The 20238-nt window shown below is 41.2% G+C and carries 14 protein-coding genes; 5 read left to right on the top strand and 9 right to left on the bottom strand.

From position 1 onward, the window contains the following. Positions 1-33 precede the first annotated feature (33 nt). From CJF29_RS08220 to CJF29_RS08200, 5 genes are all read right to left on the bottom strand, one after another. Positions 34-549 carry an RNA polymerase sigma-70 factor gene (locus tag CJF29_RS08220; protein ID WP_099146611.1) on the bottom strand — a complete coding sequence of 172 codons (516 nt, stop codon included), beginning with the start codon at positions 547-549 and terminating at the stop codon, positions 34-36. A gap of 699 nt (positions 550-1248) precedes the next feature. After that, positions 1249-4074, bottom strand: a complete 2826-nt coding sequence (locus CJF29_RS08215) for a two-component regulator propeller domain-containing protein (RefSeq protein ID WP_099146612.1) — start codon at positions 4072-4074, stop codon at positions 1249-1251. 236 nt (positions 4075-4310) lie between these two features. Then, a complete protein-coding gene (locus CJF29_RS08210; protein ID WP_099146613.1) occupies positions 4311-6578 on the bottom strand; it encodes a heparinase II/III family protein in 2268 nt (755 codons plus the stop codon). Positions 6579-6599: 21 nt separating this feature from the next. Further along, positions 6600-8525: an alpha/beta fold hydrolase gene (locus CJF29_RS08205; RefSeq protein WP_099146614.1), complete on the bottom strand. Its 1926-nt coding sequence runs from the start codon at positions 8523-8525 to the stop codon at positions 6600-6602. Positions 8526-8540: 15 nt separating this feature from the next. Continuing rightward, positions 8541-10475 carry a glycoside hydrolase family 127 protein gene (locus CJF29_RS08200; RefSeq protein WP_099146615.1) on the bottom strand — a complete coding sequence of 645 codons (1935 nt, stop codon included), beginning with the start codon at positions 10473-10475 and terminating at the stop codon, positions 8541-8543. 164 nt (positions 10476-10639) lie between these two features. On the opposite strand from CJF29_RS08200, the gene CJF29_RS08195 reads away from it, so the two are divergent. Together CJF29_RS08195 and CJF29_RS08190 are read left to right on the top strand one after the other, a co-directional pair. Beyond that, complete coding sequence (locus tag CJF29_RS08195; RefSeq protein ID WP_099146616.1) at positions 10640-11422, top strand: HipA family kinase; 783 nt, start codon at positions 10640-10642, stop codon at positions 11420-11422. Then, positions 11400-11783, top strand: a complete 384-nt coding sequence (locus tag CJF29_RS08190; protein ID WP_004305884.1) for a DUF3037 domain-containing protein — start codon at positions 11400-11402, stop codon at positions 11781-11783. Before CJF29_RS08195 ends, CJF29_RS08190 begins: the two co-directional genes overlap by 23 nt. A gap of 25 nt (positions 11784-11808) precedes the next feature. Here the strand turns inward: CJF29_RS08190 and CJF29_RS08185 are convergent, their stop codons facing one another. The 3 genes from CJF29_RS08185 to CJF29_RS08175 all read right to left on the bottom strand — a co-directional run bounded on the left by CJF29_RS08185 (position 11809) and on the right by CJF29_RS08175 (position 16384). Beyond that, positions 11809-13425, bottom strand: a complete 1617-nt coding sequence (locus tag CJF29_RS08185) for an alpha/beta fold hydrolase (protein WP_099146617.1) — start codon at positions 13423-13425, stop codon at positions 11809-11811. A 54-nt stretch (positions 13426-13479) separates the two neighbouring features. Then, on the bottom strand, positions 13480-15432 hold the full coding sequence (locus tag CJF29_RS08180) for a glycoside hydrolase family 97 protein (protein WP_099146618.1): 1953 nt from the start codon (positions 15430-15432) through the stop codon (positions 13480-13482). Between the two features lie 70 nt (positions 15433-15502). Next, positions 15503-16384, bottom strand: coding sequence for an AraC family transcriptional regulator (locus CJF29_RS08175; protein ID WP_008021627.1), 882 nt, complete (start codon positions 16382-16384; stop codon positions 15503-15505). A gap of 120 nt (positions 16385-16504) precedes the next feature. Here CJF29_RS08175 and CJF29_RS08170 point away from each other — a divergent pair, with 120 nt between their 5' ends. From CJF29_RS08170 to CJF29_RS08160, 3 genes are all read left to right on the top strand, one after another. After that, positions 16505-17320 (top strand): SDR family oxidoreductase, encoded by an 816-nt coding sequence (locus CJF29_RS08170; RefSeq protein ID WP_099146619.1) that lies wholly within the window; start codon positions 16505-16507, stop codon positions 17318-17320. A 29-nt stretch (positions 17321-17349) separates the two neighbouring features. Then, the gene (gene uxuA, locus CJF29_RS08165; protein ID WP_099146620.1) at positions 17350-18537 is read left to right on the top strand and encodes a mannonate dehydratase; all 1188 of its coding nucleotides are present in this window, start codon (positions 17350-17352) and stop codon (positions 18535-18537) included. Between the two features lie 77 nt (positions 18538-18614). Further along, positions 18615-19460 (top strand): pilus assembly protein N-terminal domain-containing protein, encoded by an 846-nt coding sequence (locus CJF29_RS08160; protein ID WP_099146621.1) that lies wholly within the window; start codon positions 18615-18617, stop codon positions 19458-19460. 209 nt (positions 19461-19669) lie between these two features. On the opposite strand, the gene CJF29_RS08155 is transcribed toward CJF29_RS08160, so the two are convergent. Continuing rightward, entirely contained in the window at positions 19670-20044 is a 375-nt protein-coding gene (locus CJF29_RS08155; RefSeq protein WP_099146622.1) for a hypothetical protein, read from the bottom strand. Between the last annotated feature and the right edge of the window lie 194 nt (positions 20045-20238).

Here is a 20238-nt window from a genome sequence, read left to right as displayed (position 1 = left end):
TAAGCACAAAGGGTTATTTATTAATGAATAAGATTATATACAATTTCGGAAGAATTCGCGCATTTCACGACGTCCAAGAAATAGGTGGTTTTCTACCGTCCTACAACTTAGATTCAGTTCATTAGCGATTTCCGGAGAAGTTTTATTTTCGAAACGGCTTAATGTATAAATTAACCGACGTTGTTCGGGCATGGTAGCCAGACGGGTCCGTTCCATTGTCATTAAATCATCACCGATAATTTTTTCTTCGGTTTCATTGGTAGAAGTAGACATAGTATCATAGATGTAGCTGTCTATCTCCTGCTTCTTATAATAACGACGGATATAATCGATTACAATATTGCGGGCAATAGTGAACAGAAAATATTTTACTGTGTCAGGACGGAGCATTTGTTTGTAGTCCAGCAGACGTACAAATACATCTTGGGTTAGATCCTCCGCTTCGTAGCGATGAGTGATACGATAAGTAATATAGGTAAGAATCACCTGATAATATTCTTCATAAGAACGGGTGATAATGTCGTCGTAAGTGTTAGCTATTGTCTCCATAATACTATCTTTTTCGGTTTTAATCACGATGCAAATATAGAGGGGATTTCGGATATAACGGTCGTAAAATAAAGCGGATCAATCTCAACGAATCTAGTTAGACTTATTTAAACATATATTTCTCATTATCAACAAGTTATATTCACATTAAATAGAGTATCACTTTATAAAATGAGACTCCATACACTAAAATCTATGCATTTTCGCTCCACTTACACCTGTTTGCCCTTACCTTTCTCTCCTTTTCAATCTCACCATTTCACGATCTTACCGATTCATTGTCTCATCAACGGCTTTGATGAGACATAAACATTAAGAGAAAACTTTCATTTCATTAAAGACAAACTTGCTTTGTACTTATTGCAAAGTTACGTTTGATTAAGGGTAAACTATAAATGCAAGCTTCAATTATATAATTGCAAGCTTTGTTTTTATAAACGCAAGTTTCATTTATAAAAACAAAGCTTGCGTTTATAGATTACTCCCTATAAAAAACAACTTTGCAATAGGACCAAAAGAAGTTTATATAGGGAGAAGAAGAACTTATCTATTAATAGATAATGGAAAGAAACAAGTGAAAGGAAGGAAGTCACTTAGTGAATCGAGAACCTTCACCCTCTATCCCCGATGAACAGGGAGAAGTGAAGGGTGAAAGGAATATGGGTGCAAAATAGATTTCAGAGATAATAAGTCGAAAAGTTACTCTTCTTTGGCTGTTCCGCCTATACTACGGATGTATTCATTCGGAGTAACTCCCGTACTCTTTTTAAATGAACGGAAGAAAGAAGCACGCGAACTAAAACCACAAAGTTCTGCCAGTGCAGTCAAAGTATAGCGGGAATATTGGCTATCCGCTACCATCTTTTTGAATTGAGTGACACGGTATTCATTGATGAAGTCATAGTAAGACTGATTAAGATACTGGTTCAAAAGATACGATAATGAATGTGAAGAAGTATCCAATGCAGAAGCCAAGTCCCCCATTTTTAAGTCGGGATTGATATATGGCTTTTCTCTCTCTACATAAGCCACCAGTTTCTTATGAAGTTCTTTACACTCCTCTTCGGTCAGTCTATTGGTCTTATATTTCTCTTCAACAGTGGAAGATTGTTGCTCTGAAATTACTTCCGGATGTTCTACTGTTTGTTCTCTCTGTTGTATTTCCTCCTCCGTTGATGTCGAAATCGACGAAGCAGAGGAAGCAAGCAAACGACGCATACGTTTCCAAACATAATACCGTATAAAGGCTATAATTCCTACGATTAATAAAATGGAAAGTGCCCATCCCCACCAAGGTATCATAGGACGTACTGTCACTTGACAGATAGCTTCCGATTGCTCATTTCCCGGAAGACGTACCCGGAAAGTATAAGTTCCGGAAGAAAGTCCGTAATAAGAAACTTCATTCTGTGCAGCCAATAATTTCCAGTCTTTGTCCACTCCCTCCAATCGATATTCATATAGTAAAGCAGATGGCAGACCATAGGCGAAATCTGTGAAACAGAAAGTTAAATTATTCTGGTTGTATTTCAAAGAGGAACTGGTAAAAGGTACGCCATTAGCCAGTATATCGGTAAATACAATCGGACGAACCTTGCCACGCACTTCGTCCACACGTTTCGGATCAACATAAATCAGTCCTTTGGTGTTACCAAACCACAATAGCCCTTTTTCATCTTTATAAGCGGCTCCATTCGTAAAAGTTGGTCCCGGCACTCCATCATTGAAAGTGAAAGCATCATACTCCTCCCCTTCTTCTTTGATACGCAACAACCCGTCATTGCACGCCACCCACAGCCAACCTTGGTTATCTTCTATAACAGACATCAGCGAATTGTCCGGAAGAGTAGAAAAGATAGAGCGATTCCGGAAACGATCCATCGTTAAAGTAGATGTAAACAGACTCCCTTTCTCACGGATAAAATAGAGATTGTGTTCAGCATCTTCGTAGATAGTACGCACTTTATCCCGATGGACGAATCCCTCCGGAAACACATTAGAGCGTAAACTTTGAGAAGCCGGATCATAAATACACATACCGGTTTCAGTAGCAATCCATCCTTTGCCCGTAGAATCAAAACTTACTTCATACACATTGCCCTCCGGCAGTTGGGAGTTAGCACTGGTAAAATGTTTGATCTGTTTGGTCTGTCCGTTATAACAGAAGAGTCCTTGTGAGGTCCCTATCCAAAGATTTCCTTTTGCATCCGGTTTCACACAAAATATATGTCCTTTTTGAAAAAGCTCCGTATCGCCCTGTGCAAAATATTTCAGAGATAATGTTCCCGGATTCAGTACCATCATACCGCCACCATACGTACCGATATAATATTCTCCTTGATAGAAGCAGATTGTCAGTATCAGATCTGAAGTTAAAACGGGCTTTACAAAACTTTTCACTACTCCGGTAGCTTCGTTTATATAAAACAAACCGTCACGTGAACCGATGACTTTCTCTTGCCCTCTGTTTACGAAAGAACGAATGGAAAGATTTGCCGAATTGAACAAAGGTGGATAGTCATACGTGCGGAAAAGGCCGTTCTGATAGAGTGAATAATCCAGCCCTGCCTGAAAATGCCCCACCCAGACAGCACCTCTATCATCTACAAGTAAGGAATAAATAGAATTACTGCGAATTCCTTCCTTATCATTTACATCATGGTAGAAACGACGTGTCACTTGTTGGTCTTTGTGTGAAAGGAAATGGACGCCATTACCGTCAGTAGCTATATACACAGTCTCTTTCCCATCGCTGGATATGTCAGAAATGACATCGCAGCCTAAAGATACCGTATGAGAGAATATCTCCTTTTTTATATCGAAACGCACTACACCTTGGCTCATTGTGCCCAGGTAAAGAGTTTCTCCGATACGGGTCAGGCAACGAAAATAATCAGCTTCGGGCACATTCTCCTGAAAATGCCAGGAATCAATCTTTCCGTCTTTCAGTGAATAAGAGTACAGCCCCTGCACCGTAGCCAGCCATAATACGGTTTTATCTTCATTCAGACAAATATCCATGATTCTGTTACAGGCGGCAAGCATATTCCGGTCTGTCAAAACCTGCAGTAATTGACCGTCTTTATGAATGAATAAGCCTTTCTCTGTGCCGATATAAAGAATATCTTCATTAGCCAACAAAGTATTTACGGCAAAATCAATCTTTTCGGGGACAATTCTTTCCAATTGACTGTTTGTACGGTTCAATCGCCAAAGTCCGATTCCATTTCCCACCCACAGTTGTTTGTTGGCTGTTTCTGTAACGCTGTTTACCCGTTTCTTTCTTCCTGATTCAATGCCTCGGAATTCAAAATGGCGTACTTTTACTCCATCGAAACGGTCGAGACAGTTATCCGTTCCTAACCAGACAAAACCCTCCGAATCTTTATAAATAGCATTGACCAACAGTCCTGACAGCCCGTCAGACATGACAATATTACGGAATATATAGTCTTTAGCTTGTAGTTCCACACCACAAGCCAAATATATTAATATAAGAATCAGATATTTAATCGTGTCTTTCACTTACAACTGCTTCCTTTCATATTAAACATGTGACAAACATACATAAAAATCTCCAAAAGGAAGTACTTATAATTAAAAAAGTCATCCCTTCGTATTCTCTATATGCACATAGACAAATACGAAGGGATTAAATTATTTACTCAATGTTATTTGAAAAATATTTGAGTAACAAAAATAAAGAATTTACTACCTTAGAAAAAGATAACAGCATATATACAAGAACGATATTGTAGAATTTATAATTTCACCTTCACCTGCGATTTCTGATAAACTACCGGGATTTTCTTATCATTCACTTCTACAGACACAGGCTTCTTTGTGCTTCTAAAGGTGGTATTTATCTTCGGCTGTCCGTTTATCCAAAGATCAAGTTTCTTATCTTCTGCTTTCTGAATAACGAACAGCTTAGCCAATGATGAAAAGTAAGTTTCATTACCCCGTCTCAATGCACTTCCATAAGCAATAAAGAAGTCCTTAGCGTTCTTTGCTTCAGTACCTTCTGGGTAAGAAACTGCAAACATATAAGCATCTGTCATCCAGCCGTCGGGCATAATCCATGAATTACTGTGCATTAATCTTCCGTCCGCCAGTTGGTTGATATATAAATCGGTAATTTTACCTTTATGACGGATACGAAGCCCTATCCAGTCCTGCCCTTCACGTCTTTCCATTTGAGGCAGGTCTTTTTCATCGGGAGCGTCTTTCAGAATAATAGCTGTCAGTCCTTTCACACGGTTCACCTCGGCTGGTAAATGGAATGAATAATATTTTTCGGTTCCTTTCAAATCTTCCGTAGGAGCTTCTATTTCTTCCCAATATAAATCTTCGGGATAGTCGTGCACAAAATCGGACTTAGCCAGCATGCGGGGATATAAAGGACGGATGACTACTGAAGAATTTCCGTTTGTCACATTCACGTCAATGCCCGATTTCTTATAAGTTCCATTGGTATGCCATAACCATTCGAACTGTCCTACCTTATGTGTCTTCAAATCATCGATCATATAAATCACATTATCCATCCACAGGAAATGACGGAAGTTACGGCTGAAATTATTAGAGACAGGACCTGTTCCATTGGCCAAAACATATTTCACATTGCCCGCATCCAAGAGATGATAAAGATTTCCTCGCAAAGTAGAGCCGCTATACTGTTGTTCACGAGGTTGTCCCTCCCCGTTGAACAGGACTACATTATGTGCCTGGCTTTGAAAAAAATAGTTGCGATAGGCAGGATTGGGATACCAGCAGTTTCCTCCATCCTTGATAATATCAACGCCTTTATGAAAAACAATAAAGGAGTTGGCATCCGCATGGGAATGATTCCACGTATGACCGCTTTTCACAGCAAGCATCGTAGCATCCTTCTCCCAAGAAGTACGCATGGTGGCCCAACCGAAATCCGAGAATAGCTGTGAGGTTTTCAAATCGGGAGTTATGGGAGCTTTACTCAAATCAGGGGTATAGAGAAAGCCCATCGGACGATTCAGGAAAAATCCATCACGATGCTGTCCTTGCTCTACTTGGGCTATATACCACAGAATAGTCGGGTCTTTCAGTCCCAATGCATACAATAACATCATACTGGATTCTGCTGATACGTTCTTATGACTATCACCAAAATTCAAACTATGCAGCACACCTGTACGGGGATAGCATACTTGAGAAAAGTAGTTCGGAAGTTTTGCTAATTGGGGTATATCACCGGGATTTTGTCCCGGATGAGTGTTTATCCAGGCGATCCGAAACAAAAGAGCTTCCTGAATACCAAAATTTGCATAATTGAGACTTTCATACATTCCTCCGGCCTCATCAAAGCTCTTTGCTTTCTGCTGCAAGGCATCGCCTGCAAAGTCAAACCATTCGGGTAGTGATTCATGAAGTTGCTCCACCCAATCTTTTACTTCGGGAAGTTCATTCTGTAGGCTTAATGCTAATATTCCACCCTGGCATACGCAGGAAGTCCACCAGTTGTGTCCCATAGAGTTCAAAGAATGGATTCGGGCAGGTTCCAACAGCCAGTCGCCCAAGGCAGGCTCTACAGCCAATCGTTTCAAGCCTTCGGCAATCTTTTTTCTTTCCGAAGAAGACATTATGTTATAAGCCGCATCATATCCTATGGCAGAAAGGAAGCTCTTATGTGCCATGCCCAGTTGCGAACGCCAGACTGGAATACGTGCCATCATTTCCATATCTCCCCAGGATTCGGCTTCCACAGCTTTCAAAAGAATCTCTTTGATTATATTTGCATACTCTTTATTATCCGTCATCAAATAGGCCAACGACAAATAATCCAACCGATTGAAATCTTTCTTTTGTAAGGCTTCATCGGCGGTTTTCTGAATATCCTCCCAGGCTTCCCGCAATTTCGGTTCATTCTGCATACGTTGTTTTACCTGCTGAATGCGTTGAGGGGTATACAAAAGTGAAGGATGATTTATCTTTTGTGCAGATACAAACGATGCTAATAATATTCCGATCAGGCATAGAACTATTTGTTTCATGATATTTATTGCTTTTTCATTTTACTGTTCAATATTGATTAAAAATTCTTCTAAAGCTGCATTGAATTCCTCCGGTCGCTCCATATTCATCATGTGCCCGCAATCCTCTATGATTTTCAGCTTTCCATTAGGTAGATATTCCAATATGGGAGGATTTTTTGAAAATTTGTTATCAGAAGAATGACCTTCTACAATTAAGGCAGGTACAGCAGGGTGACTCTTCTTCAATTCTTCAATAGCATCCAGCCCTGCTACTACCCGTACTTCTTTGTGTAGCGGTTGCCACGCATCCCATTCGTCAATCATCTGCCACAAAGGCACACGCATCCGTTCACGCTGGCTACCACCGGATTTCATTAATCCTTCAAACCACTCTTTCTTCATCACTTCCACTCCTTTCTTTTTCAGGGCAGCTATTTCGTCATCACGTACCTTTGCTTCCTCTTTAGTCATCGGTTCACTAGGACCTTTGGACTTTCGGATGTTTCCACTGGCTAAAAAAGCCGATAACATCCGGTCTGGGAAATACGCCAACATATCAGCAGTGATAAATCCCCCCAAAGAAAGTCCGACGATATGCGCTTTCTTGATGTGCAAAGAGTCCATCAAAGTAACCAGATCTTCAACATGCATAAATTGATAATCTTCTGTTTGGGAAGAAGAAATGCCGTATCCTCTTAAATCATAGCGAATGACATGATACTTTTTCGCAAACACTAAAAATTGCTCATCCCACATACGATGGTCAAGCGAATGACCGTGTACAAAGATGATCGGTTCACCCTGACCGGCTTCCTCATAGTATAGAGAGCCGTTTCCTACATTGATACGTCCTTGTTTGACAACCAATGGCTTACCTTTCAGTATTTCTGAAACGGTCCGTGAAATGACAGGGCTGCCAAAGAAAGAAGAAAAACCGTCTTCTTTAGCAGAAGAACCTGCTACATGGGAGATGAAGAATCCGTAAACTTTATCGTGTTTATTTATCCACGGATAAGCACCGGCCCATCCCGGTGAACTAATCTGATAAGCTTCACCTGTCTTTTTATCTATTAATTCACGCCATTCTCCTAATCCGTAGATTCCATTGTGGGATTGTCCCAGTCCTTTCGCTACATAATTATCCGAGTTATTCGAAGGGATTATGGCGCCTTTCACTTGGTCGGCCTGCATTTCTTTCACAGTTTCTGCTGATATAATTTGCTTGCCATTATACATTCCATCGTGATAAATCATGGACAGGAAGTGAAGATAATCATTCATTGTAGTACACAGTCCGCCCCCTAACATGGGTGCATGTCCGCCGTCCGTGTTGATTGGGGTAAAATGAGAGTTTTTCATTTCCAAAGGTTGCGCCAGCAGTTCTTGAAAAAGAGTCTCAAACTCCTCTCCCATCGCCACTTCTGCCATTCTTCCGGCAATTTGCATGGCAAGTCCACCATATTCAAAACGAGTGCCGGGAGTAAAGACTGTATCCAAAGGGAGAATTTCAGTGACTGCCGAATCCAAATGATTATAGTTATCTACACGGGGCTCGGGAAGATATGGACGTACTCCTGATGTATGGGATAATAATTGCCGGAGAAGAATCTTACCTTTAGCATCGTCTTTAAATTCCGGCAACCATTTTTCTACCGGATCATCCCATCCCAAATCAGTACGGTCTACCACCGCGCCTATGACAGCAGCCGCTACCCATTTTCCGGCAGAAGCGACATATACTTTTGTATCGGGTGTATAATCCCGATAGTTCTTCTGAAAAATGACGGTATCATTCTTCACTACACAAATGGATGCTCCGGGGTAATATCCCTTGTCTACCCATCCTTGGATAACAGAATCCAAAGAAGAGAAGTCATACCGACTTCCCTGACCGGATGATATTTTGCAAGAACCGGACAAAAAGCAGATACTTACAAAAGCGGCAATTAATAAACGATTATTCATTTCGTTGTTTACTATCTATTCTTCTGATTGTAAATCCCAATATACGACATAGCGCTGGCGATGCAAATCGTATAGCGGACGAATCACATCTCCTTGTTCTGTCGTAAACTTCAAATCACTTCCTACACGTTGCAAAGCACGTTCAGGGTGTTTCTTATCTAGTTTCAAAGAGGTACGCAAATGTGCTGGGACATGAAAATTACAGGTATAATAATCATTATAAAGAGCAGGATTTGAGAAAGGAGCAGGGGCTTGCATACCTTCAGTTCCCCGTTCTCCCGCCAATACCAACGGGCCATATAACAGGGCTGCCTTATCCGGGTTATCCGGAGTAGTTTCCAGTTTGATTTGCATCGGATAAGTAGCCGAGATTTGATCGCCATCTTTCCATTCACGGGTAATGGCAATATAAGAACCAGATTTCTGTTTTACAGATATTTTCTTACCATTCACCGAAACTTTTACATCCTTGCTCCACGAAGGATAGCGCAGATAAATAGTCGTGCGGACAGGATTTTCTGCCTGAAGAGTAAAACGTGTTGTTTCTTCCTGTGGGAATTCCGTTTCCTGACGGATTGTCAGTCCTTTTTCTTTCCAGGTTACCTGTGAAGGGATAAATAGATTTACATATATTCCCTGATTGTTATGGTAGTAGATGGCTTCTCCAAACTTTGCATGATTCTCAAATCCGCTACCGACACAACACCAAAAAGAGTTCTCTTTTGTGCTATACAGTTTATGAGACCCGGAAAGCAAAGGCAGAAAATAAGCTACCATACCTGTTTCAGGGTCTTGTTGTCCCAAGATGTGATTATACAATGCCCTTTCGTAATAATCCGCAATAGATGAATCGCCCGTCCAGCAGAAAAGATGGCGGCTAAGTTTGAGCATATTATAGGTACAACAAGTTTCTCCGGTATAGCCGGTCAGATGTTGGGATAACTTCCTCGGATCAAAGTAGTGTTCTTTGTCACTGCTACATCCCGGAGCAAAAGTATGATGGTCAATCATGGTGTGCCAGAAGAATTCCGATAGTTTCCTGCTTGTCTCGTTGCGGGTTAACTCGTAGTTGCGGGCTTCGGCTATCACTTTCGGGATGAAAGTATTGGTATGCTTCGTTCCCAAGTCATCACGAAGTTCTTTCAATGGGTCGATTACGTCATTGTGGTAGAAATATTCCGCCAGCCAGCGATAACGTTCATCTCCCGTTATTGAGTATAAATTATAGAATGACTCATTGATACCGCCAAATTCATTGCGGATCATAAGTTTACGTGTTTCTTCACTAAGGGGTTTCAATTTATTGTATGCCCAATCACCCATTCGGGTGACGATAGTCAATGCTTTCTTATTATCCGCATACAGATATTGATCTATCAGCCCGGAGAAAAGTTTGTGCAGAGTATACCAGGGAGCCCATACACCTTTTCCCTGAATATTCCGGTTTATCAGTTCTTCGGGCCAGGCACTCAAATACCCGTTTTTCAGTGCATTCTGCACTTCTTCCAATCCGTTAACCAAGCTATCGCCTTTCAGTTTGAATATCTCACTGCCGGTAGCTGCGTACATCAAACCAAGTGCCGAGAGCATGTGTCCGGTAGTATGTCCGCGAAGTTCGCAATCCAAAGATTCCCAACCACCCAGTTTCTTCACTGTCATATATCCGCCCTCACGTCCGGCAAACACACCGGCATTGGTACGGAAGCTATGTAGCAGACGATTCACATCTATTGACGTCATCCAGGCAGAATCCCGAAGCATATTATCACGGAAACGACTTGGCAACAGGCGAACATCTTTCAAATCAAAACTTTCCGCCTGAAGGGGAGCCACTGTTTCCTTTTTCAACTTTCCCTGATGTTGTCCGGGATATACAGATTGAGCTGACATTATACCCGATACTGTCAATGAACCAAACAAGATTGCCGTAACTAAAACTTTCTTATTCATATTATTTCTATCTTTTATCTATAAGATACGAACAAGGTGCCTTAAACACTCAAAGCCACAAAATTATTTAATTAAGCTACAATTCTTTAATTTAAAGCCCACTTTCTTATAAAATTCATCTGAAACGTCCTATCTTTATTCCCCAAATCAAAGAAAGGAGCTACATGGATTTACGTACGGCAAATGTTACAAGATATATTCTTCCTCTGCGTGAGGGAGGCTCATTGCCTGCTCTAGCCGAAGCTGACGATGAATTTAAGTATGTAGTCAAATTCAGAGGGGCAGGACACGGAACAAAAGCGCTGATTGCCGAACTGATTGGTGGGGAGATAGCCCGTGCACTAGGTTTCAGAGTCCCCGAAATAGTTTTTCTGAATCTGGACGAGGCCTTCGGAAGAACAGAAGCAGACGAAGAGATACAGGATTTACTTCAATGGAGTCGAGGACTGAATATGGGATTGCATTTCCTTTCCGGTTCGTTGACTTTTGATCCGATAGTACATCAAGTAGATGGAAAAACCGCTTCGCAAGTAGTATGGCTGGATGCCTTGCTGACTAACGTAGACCGTACCATTAAAAACACCAATATGTTGATATGGCACAAAGAACTATGGCTGATAGATCATGGGGCGTCCCTTTATTTCCACCATTCCTGGACTAACTGGCAAAAACAGGCACTGGTTCCTTTTGTACAGATAAAAGACCATGTATTATTGCCGTTTGCCGATAAACTGGAAGAGGTAGATATCGAATTCAGACAGATATTGACTTCGGATAAAATCCGTGAGATAGTCAATGCTATTCCCGACGACTGGTTGAACTGGACAGAAGGCACAGAAACTCCACAGGATTTGAGAGGCATTTATATTCGATTTTTAGAAGAAAGGATGAAACATTCCGAAACATTTGTAAATGAAGCGCAAAATGCAAGAAAGGCACTTATATGAATACGCAGTCATCCGTTTCGTTCCTAAAGTAGAACGGGAGGAGTTTATCAATATGGGGATTGTGTTGTTTTCCAAACAAGCTAAATACCTGAAATCCCTCTATACGATAGATGAGAACAAACTAAAACTATTTTCTTCCGAACTGGATATGAATTGCCTGAAAGAAGGGTTACAGGTCTTTGACAAGATATGCATGGGAAATAAAGAGGGAGGAGCCATAGCCAATATGGATATTCCTGACAGATTTCGTTGGCTGACTGCAGTAAAAAGTTCCTGCATACAAGTATCTCGCCCACATCCGGGATTTTCTACTGATTTAGATAAGACTTTGGAAAGATTGTTCAAGGAATTAGTACTCTGATTCCTTGAACAATCTCTTTGTCAAACTAACGGGCAGTAATATAAAAGCTCTGTTCTACTGCTTCAGCAGTCTGCACTTTAGGTTCTCCGCTACGCCCATATTGCCAGGCTACCACTGTCACCTTTACCGGAAATTTTGCACGCGGAGGAATTTTAGTCAATACCAGTTTATCTCCCTTTATCTCTGCCGGACCTTCTTTTACATAATAGTAAACCGGAAGGCCGGAGTCAGCAGTTCCATTTAAACTTATTTCTTTCACTGAAGCTTTTACATCGGATAGTTTCGGGAAAATTATACTTTGGGGTATCCCTTCCTTATTCCGGTAAGGAATACGAATCTCTACCTGCTGAACGGCACTCCGGTATTTATGATCCTGTTTTACGGAAGCCATCAGACAGATGCCTCCTGTACGTTTAGGATTATCCAATCCCATCCGATAGAAACGAACAGTAAAAGTTGTATCATTCACCACTTCCACCGGACCGCAAATTCTCGACATTCGAATGGGATGCGTACTGTGTTCTTTTGAATATTCGTTCCTTAACGTATCTGTGTACACTGCTTTCAGGTGGAAAGTGACTCCGTCCGCTTCGGGTTGAAAAGAAGGAGACATACGTACATGGGATTTCGGATTGAAAGTAATCAGTTTTCCTTTTTGCTCAAAGCCGATGTACTGCTCTGTCTTTCCACGCTCATTGGCGTAATATTTTTCTGTGGCATCTGCCATTTCTTTATCAAAATACCAAAACGCATGGGTCTTGTCTCCTTTATACTTATCATAGGAAGCGGCTTCGGCTGTAGGCTTTTCATTCTTTCGCCAGCGGTCTGCCAGCCATCCATTCTTTGCTTCTACCGGAATTAACAGAACCGGAGTATTCGATGGAGAATGGTTTGGCAACCGATATTGCACTGCCTTTTTCAGAAAAAGAGAAAGATAATCAATCAATTCATCGGATATATCGAAATGTCCATGTCCTGCATCTGCAAGGAATGAAAGGGGAGCATTCGGATATTCACGGCGATAATCGAAGGAAGTTATCAATCGGTCTTCCCACCATTCGTCCTCCCCCATTACCATTAATGAAGGAATACCTTCAATCGTATGGTTTCCCCAATCCAAATTTGCACTTCCGTAGCCTGTCAAATGAGTTCTGGGAGAATCACCGTGAATAGAAAGTACGGCCAATGTACGTTCGGGATTCCAAGCGGCAAAGTTCCACGGATAAGTAGCCATTGCCGAGTGTCCGATAGGGATGACCGGGGCAAACTCCAGTTCTGTATACCCGCTTATTTCAGACAGGTTCTTCATCATTGTTTCAAAGATTTGCTGGGTACCTTTTGTCACGTCCCATCGTTGGTCTATTCCGGGAGTGATCCATATCTCTGCAATTCCCAGTTTACCCATATTCTTCCGAAATTCAGGATGCTCGAAAATTGTCTCTTCGGTCATATTATGTTGCCCAATGATGACGGCACGGACTTGTTTGCAGTTTTCCGGTATCCATAGATAGGCAGAAGGATGGGCGTTTGTCTCTTCTGAAATCAGCTCTTTTATTTCTACGGACCACTGCCAGGGAGCTGCTGCAACTCGGGTAGTCTGCATGAATAGAGATAACAAAACAACAAGAAAATATTTCTTCATAATGCTTCTTATAATTGCATTTATTATAGTTGCATTTATCTATAAACAACTAATTTATTTTTCCAGTGGAGTGAAATGCAATGCGGCTCCGCCACTTGATTTTAGCTTCAAAACAAGCTTATCTCCGGCTTTTATCCTCTTATGAGTACTGCGTACTTTCGTTCGTGTATTCAGCTTGTCATCATCTTCGTACAGGTGAAGCATATACTTCTTACCCGGTTCCAGAAAATCCGTAGTCAATGTAATTGTGCGGGCTTCCGTATTCGTCATTGCTCCTACAAACCAGTCATTCCCCGAACGACGTGCCTGAACGATATATTCACCAATCTCTCCATCTAACGCGCGGCTGTCATCCCATACACTCGGAATTGCTTTCCAAAATTCCAGTTCTTCTTCTCCCTGGTAGAATTCCGGTCTGTCATACCAAAACATAAATTGTAAAGGACTGTAATACACAGCTGCCATCGCCAACTGATGTGCTTTCGTATTCTTCACCCGGTTATTGAAATAGCAAAGCGTATAGTCTCCTGCACCTGCCAGATAGCGGGTAAAAGGAAGAGTCGTATTGTGTGTGGCATCCGGCATTTCTTCATTTCCACGAATACCCTCCTGCGTCATCAGGTTAGGATAAGTACGGCTGAAACCTGTCGGACGATATTCGTCATGAATATCTACCATCAGACCATATTCTCCACATTTACGAACTGCATCATGCAGCCAAGTACTCCAACGCTGATTACCTATCTGTACAAAACCGAACTTGATACCTTTCAATCCCCATTTTTTATACAAAGGCAACAGAGTATCCAACTGCTGCACTAATGCACGCTGATTGACATACACCATAAGTCCGATTCCTTTCGATTCGGCATATTTACACAAAGCGGGTATATCAAGGTCTTTATCAGGAGAAACAGTAGTAGCGTCCGAACTCATTTTCATTTCAGGTCCGTACCATCCTGCATCCATGTGCACATACTGAATACCACGTTCTGCCGCAAAGTCAATGGCTGCTTTCACTCTATCTTGTTTCAAGTCGCCCGAACGGAATACTTTCCCGGGTTTGATCCAAGAAGTATCAGCCAGTTTGCAAGCCGGATTCAGATTCAAGACAATATCATTATTGTTAATTAAATTGACCGGACGTTCGCCAACCATGATTACACGCCACGGAGTACTGTAAGGAGAAATAATATCGACACTACTATACAGGCTTGTCTCCAAAGTGGAAGGTTTCTCTGCCGATAAACGGAATTTACCACGAACATAATCCACCATTTCCGCTTCCAACAAAGCTACAGATAATCCATCAGGCAGTTTCAAGGTCAAAGGACGCTCACTCTCCTCTTTGCCCCATCCTTCCAACGGACGAAGTACACAAGGTCCTTGTGCCCAACGTTCGTAATATGCCATCGTTCCTTCAGGCATTGTGAAGCTAGTCTGCTCGCCGACGATATGTAAGAAAAGTCCATTTGTCGTTTCCGGAAAATGATAGCGAAAAGCAATTCCTTCATTATAGGCACGAACAATAATGTTCATAAAGTAATTCTTACGCTTATCATAACCACCGTCCTGATTGCCATTCCCTTCTCCCTTTTTGAATTTCAAAGTCATCTCATTGTAGCAATCACGAACCTCCGCGCGTTCGCCGTATACGGGCTTCCATGTTTCATCCGCCTTTCGTTGTTCAGCCCCTGTCAACCTCAGATTTTCACACCAAAAATGACAAGTATCATTCGGAACTCCCAACGCCGACTCAAACAACTGATTTTCAATCAGAACCCCCAATTTACTTTCTTCAATCACCGGACGATTTTTATAAGTCAAGGTATAATACATTTGTGCATTATCCTCTCTCACCGCACGTTGATAAAAGGTAAAACGATAAGCTCCGTCGGGAGACGTCAGTTCCTGACGGGTTTCTGTCATCACATCTTGCGCTTTTACCAATGCCGGTATCACCAACAACAAAAGCAAAATTCTTTTCTTCATTCTATTTACGTTCATGTTTATTCATCTTTCCTATTATATACGAACGAGAAAGAAATTATACTCAAATGTTTATTGCCTGAAAAGCTTATTCCATCTGTTCCCTATAAAAAGTAGGTGTCATTCCTGTCACCCTTTTAAAAATGCGGTTAAAATGTACAGGTGATTCAAATCCGCACGTAGCACTGATTTGAGATATATTCATCATACTACTATTCAATAGTTTACAAGCATATCCGATACGCATATCAAGTACATACTCTTTAAATGTCTTTCCTGTGTTTTCTTTAAAGTATCGGCAGAAAGCAGCAGGATTCATCGCTGTATAAGAAGCAATTTCATCCAGACCGATAGACTCGGTATAATGTTTATTCAAATAGGCAATCACCTTTTCCATTCTTTCATTACGCATAATAGAAGGGAACGGAGTATAATGAGAAGTAGTCAGATATTTCTTATGATTACTGGTAGCCATCATCTGTAGAAGTGAAAGCAACAGGATGATTTGATCTGCTCCTTTGGCAGAAGGAATTTGTTCCAATAACTTAATGATTTTCCCCGAACGGGTAATTGTGAATTTAATTCCTCTGCAAGCATCCTCCAATAAATTCCTGATAGGAATAAACTGGGAGTATTGAGAAATTGAATAATGCATAAAATCTTTCTCAAACTGAATATTGACTCCTCTTACTTTCGGTTCGGATTTTTCTTCGTTATCAGATTCTTCCCCGCCGTCCGGTGGACTTTGCATACTATGAGGCAGTTCGGAACCGAAAAGAATCAAATCACCTTTTGAATAGGAGATAATGCTGTCACCCACCAGACAATCCCCCTCTCCCTTCTCCACATAAATAATTTCATACTCACTATGAAAATGCCACGGATACGTGAAACGTGGATATTCATAAAAGCGGGCACGGACGGGATTAGAAGTCGTAATAGTCAACTTCTCATTCATTATCTTCTTCATAAATCTCCTTTCTAAACTGCTTTTGCAAAGATAGGTAAATATCTTGCAAAAATACGCATCATAGCATGTATAAAAACCCGCTATTTTTGCATCCATTCATAAAAACATTTGATAGAAACCATGAACGAATTATTTAGTATTGCCGGTAAAGTTGCTGTTATTACCGGAGCAGGTGGTGTACTGGGTGGAAATATTGCCCAACACTTTGTACAGCAGGGAGCAAAAGTTGTAGCTATTGACATTCGTCAGGAACAACTGGACAACCGCGTGGCTGAACTTAAGCAATACGGTGACGATGTAATCGGCATCATCGGTAATGTACTTGACATCGCCAGCCTGGAGAAAGTAGCCGAAGAAGTCGTTGCCAAATGGGGAAAGATCGATATTCTATTGAACATTGCCGGTGGCAATATGCCGGGAGCCACTCTCGAACCGGATCAGCACTTCTATGATATGGACATCTCTTGCTGGGAAAAAGTGACTAACCTGAATATGAACGGTACAGTTTATCCGTCTATGATATTCGGTAAGGTAATGGCAAAACAGAAGAAAGGATGCATCATCAATGTATCTTCTATGGCTGCTTATAGTGCTATCACCCGTGTACCGGGTTACTCGGCCGCTAAAACTGCAGTAGCCAACTTCACCCAATGGCTGGCAAGCGAAATGGCACTAAAATACGGTGATGGTATCCGTGTAAATGCTATCGCTCCGGGATTCTTTATCGGTGACCAAAACCGTCGTGTACTTATCAACCCGGATGGTTCATTGACCGACAGAAGTAAAAAGGTATTAGCCAAAACTCCGATGAATCGTTTCGGCGATATCAAAGAATTGAATGGTGCTGTACAATTTCTGTGCAGTGAAGCCGCTAGTTTCGTAACGGGAGCTATGTTGCCTATCGATGGTGGTTTCAGTGCATTCAGCGGCGTTTAATATTTAATCTTTTAATTTATTCAAACGCTATGATGGAAAAAACATGGAGATGGTTCGGCAAGAAAGATAAAATCACCTTGCCAATGCTCCGTCAGATAGGTGTTGAAGGAATCGTCACTGCATTACACGAGGTACCGAACGGAGAGATTTGGACAGTAGAAGCCATCAACGATTTAAAATCGTATATTGAATCGTATGGGTTGCGCTGGTCGGTCGTGGAAAGCCTTCCGGTTTGTGAGGCAATCAAGTATGCGGGTACGGAACGTGAACAGTTGATTGAAAATTATAAAGTAAGTCTTGCCAACCTGGGTAAATGCGGAGTGAAAACAGTCTGTTACAACTTCATGCCGGTAATCGACTGGATACGTACGGATTTACAGTACCCTTGGCCGGACGGTACCAGTTCGCTTTACTACGACCGTATTCGTTTCGCTTACTTCGACATCAAAATACTGGAACGTGAAGGAGCTGAAAAAGACTATACAAAAGAAGAACTGCATAAAGTTGCCGAACTGGACAAAGTGATTACGGAGACCGAAAAGGACAATTTGATTGATACTATTATCGTCAAGACACAAGGATTTGTGAACGGTAATATCAAAGAAGGAGATAAAAACCCGGTTGCTATATTCAAACGTCTGTTAGGTTTATATAAAGACATAGACCGGGACGCTTTACGAGAGAATATGTGTTACTTCCTTTCTGCAATTATGCCTGTATGCGATGAATATGGTATCAATATGTGTGTACACCCGGATGATCCTCCATTCCAGGTTCTCGGCCTACCCCGTATTGTCACCAATGAAGAAGATATAGCCTGGTTTCTGAATGCCGTAGACAATCCGCATAATGGGCTGACTTTCTGTGCAGGTTCTCTTAGCGCAGGTGCACATAATGATACTCGTGAATTGGCGAAGAAGTTTGCAGGAAGAACCCATTTCGTTCATCTACGCAGTACAGAGGCCATGCCGGGTGGAAACTTCATCGAAAGTTCTCATCTATCAGGAAGAGGACATCTGATTGATCTCATCCGCATTTTCGAGAAAGAGAATCCGGGACTTCCCATGCGCGTAGATCATGGACGAATGATGCTCGGAGATGAGGATAAAGGCTACAATGCCGGTTATTCTTTCCACGGACGTATGCTGGCTTTAGCACAGGTAGAAGGAATGATGGCTGTGGTGGATGATGAGAAACAACATAAGATAGAGTTTTAATCTTATTTTTCATCAATATACTTTGAAATACAGGAAAGGAGCTTTACTTTTGTGAAGAAATAAAAAAGAAGAATATTATGAAAGCAAAAATGACGAAGCTCTGTCTACTATTTATTCTATTATGCTCCCTTCCTGTATTTTATTCATGCAGCGACGAAGCTGACGATTTTTACCTGTTTGAATACTGGGAAGTGATGCTCGGCCCGGAACCTCCTATTAGTGAAGCCAGTTTGTCAATCACGGGAGGAACAAAGTTGGGAATTAAGGGTGGCGTAGCTCCTTATACAGCAGAAATAGCCGATGGGCAAATTGCTACAGCTTATGTGGACGAGAACAATGATATTCGGATCAGCTCTATAAAACTGGGCAGCACGTCATTGATGGTAAAAGACGCTGATGGAAGAATCATAAAAATAGGGCTAAAGGTCGTTAACGGCAAACAATCTTTTTCAGTGAATTCTGTGGAAGCAAGAATCACAGGAATAGATGAAAGTCTGTTAGATGAACAACAAAAAGAAAAACTAGAAGCGGTCATAAAAAAGATAAAGGATGAAGCGGGTATACAAGCTACAGGAGGAATAGCTTTCTCTTATGACCAAAAAAGTAGTGGTAAAGTGACAATTGTTACTAGTAAAGATAATACTCCGAAAATAGAAGGAAGCTTCTCCCGCTCTACATCAGAGTCAGGCACTACATTCCAAATTACAATCAATGGTAAAGAGTATGACTGCAAATTTAAACTTCCCGAACGTCCCGATACTTCAAAGAGTATCACCACACGAGACCTTGGCCCGATTCCTTATTGGTTAGTGGAAGATGTGACGGAAGATTATAAATCAGAAGTGACAGGGTTATCCGGAACGAATGCCACTTCCCTAAAAATAGAACGTATTTATATAGGTTCATTCACTCCATTACGATAGGTTTATTCCTCTTTCTATAAAATAGATGCGGCAAAAAGCACGAATAACGGTTCTCTTTGCCGAAAAAAACAAGAGGGTGACCTCCCCCTTTCAACAATATCACTCTCGCTATAACTATCTGTAACGAGGGTATTTTTTTAATTTATAAGGATTTTGACTCCCTCTTGTTCCCAAATTTGCATTGATGATATTAGATCATTGCAGTTATTTTATTTATTCTTTTGCAATTCTTGGAAATCAGGTATACGCTTTATATTGGCACCTTTCATTACGCCTCTTTTGATTGCCTCATTCGTATCTGTTATTTCTTTCTTAACGCGTTTATAGTATTCTTGCGTCAAGCCTTTTCCTATTGCTTCCGATTCCGTTGCAGGCCAGAAATACTGATAGTCCATCAACATCAAGTCTGGAGCAACAACTTTAAAGAAGATGCTATCTCCTTCAAACTTTTCACGCAAATCACCCAAATAAATAGTATCTGCCGGATTTACCTCTTGTGCGTTTGCATTACCTTTTGAACCACTACCTCCACAAGAAGCCAACAATAAACTTCCGACCAATGAAATAAAAACTAATACTTTCATATAAATATAGATTATAAATAAAAACTTTATTGAATATTCTCTCAAAATCAACTACTCATCCGATCTATTTGATGCAAAAGTAATAATTTATATCACAGTCTGACGTTTTTTCCTTTTTTCTTTTTTCTCGTGCTCTCCTACATACTACTTAGATAGCATCTCAAACATCTTATTAAAGCATTTTGAAAAATAAC

It is taken from the genome of Bacteroides celer, from assembly GCF_002632415.2.
In the GTDB taxonomy this organism is placed as follows: Bacteria; Bacteroidota; Bacteroidia; order Bacteroidales; family Bacteroidaceae; genus Bacteroides.
The sequence above is the reverse complement of the archived record's forward strand: the minus strand, read 5'-3'. Positions and strand labels throughout refer to the sequence as shown.

Bases quoted from the DNA above. Each gene is read 5' to 3' on its own strand.
- CJF29_RS08155 (WP_099146622.1), bottom strand. From the start codon at position 20,044: ATGAAAGTATTAGTTTTTATTTCATTGGTCGGAAGTTTATTGTTGGCT.
- CJF29_RS08160 (WP_099146621.1), top strand. From the start codon at position 18,615: ATGAAAGCAAAAATGACGAAGCTCTGTCTACTATTTATTCTATTATGC.
- CJF29_RS08180 (WP_099146618.1), bottom strand. From the start codon at position 15,432: ATGAACGTAAATAGAATGAAGAAAAGAATTTTGCTTTTGTTGTTGGTG.
- CJF29_RS08210 (WP_099146613.1), bottom strand. From the start codon at position 6,578: ATGAAACAAATAGTTCTATGCCTGATCGGAATATTATTAGCATCGTTT.
- CJF29_RS08200 (WP_099146615.1), bottom strand. From the start codon at position 10,475: ATGAATAAGAAAGTTTTAGTTACGGCAATCTTGTTTGGTTCATTGACA.
- CJF29_RS08195 (WP_099146616.1), top strand. From the start codon at position 10,640: ATGGATTTACGTACGGCAAATGTTACAAGATATATTCTTCCTCTGCGT.
- uxuA (WP_099146620.1), top strand. From the start codon at position 17,350: ATGATGGAAAAAACATGGAGATGGTTCGGCAAGAAAGATAAAATCACC.
- CJF29_RS08220 (WP_099146611.1), bottom strand. From the start codon at position 549: ATGGAGACAATAGCTAACACTTACGACGACATTATCACCCGTTCTTAT.
- CJF29_RS08175 (WP_008021627.1), bottom strand. From the start codon at position 16,384: ATGAAGAAGATAATGAATGAGAAGTTGACTATTACGACTTCTAATCCC.
- CJF29_RS08205 (WP_099146614.1), bottom strand. From the start codon at position 8,525: ATGAATAATCGTTTATTAATTGCCGCTTTTGTAAGTATCTGCTTTTTG.
- CJF29_RS08185 (WP_099146617.1), bottom strand. From the start codon at position 13,425: ATGAAGAAATATTTTCTTGTTGTTTTGTTATCTCTATTCATGCAGACT.
- CJF29_RS08170 (WP_099146619.1), top strand. From the start codon at position 16,505: ATGAACGAATTATTTAGTATTGCCGGTAAAGTTGCTGTTATTACCGGA.
- CJF29_RS08190 (WP_004305884.1), top strand. From the start codon at position 11,400: ATGCAAGAAAGGCACTTATATGAATACGCAGTCATCCGTTTCGTTCCT.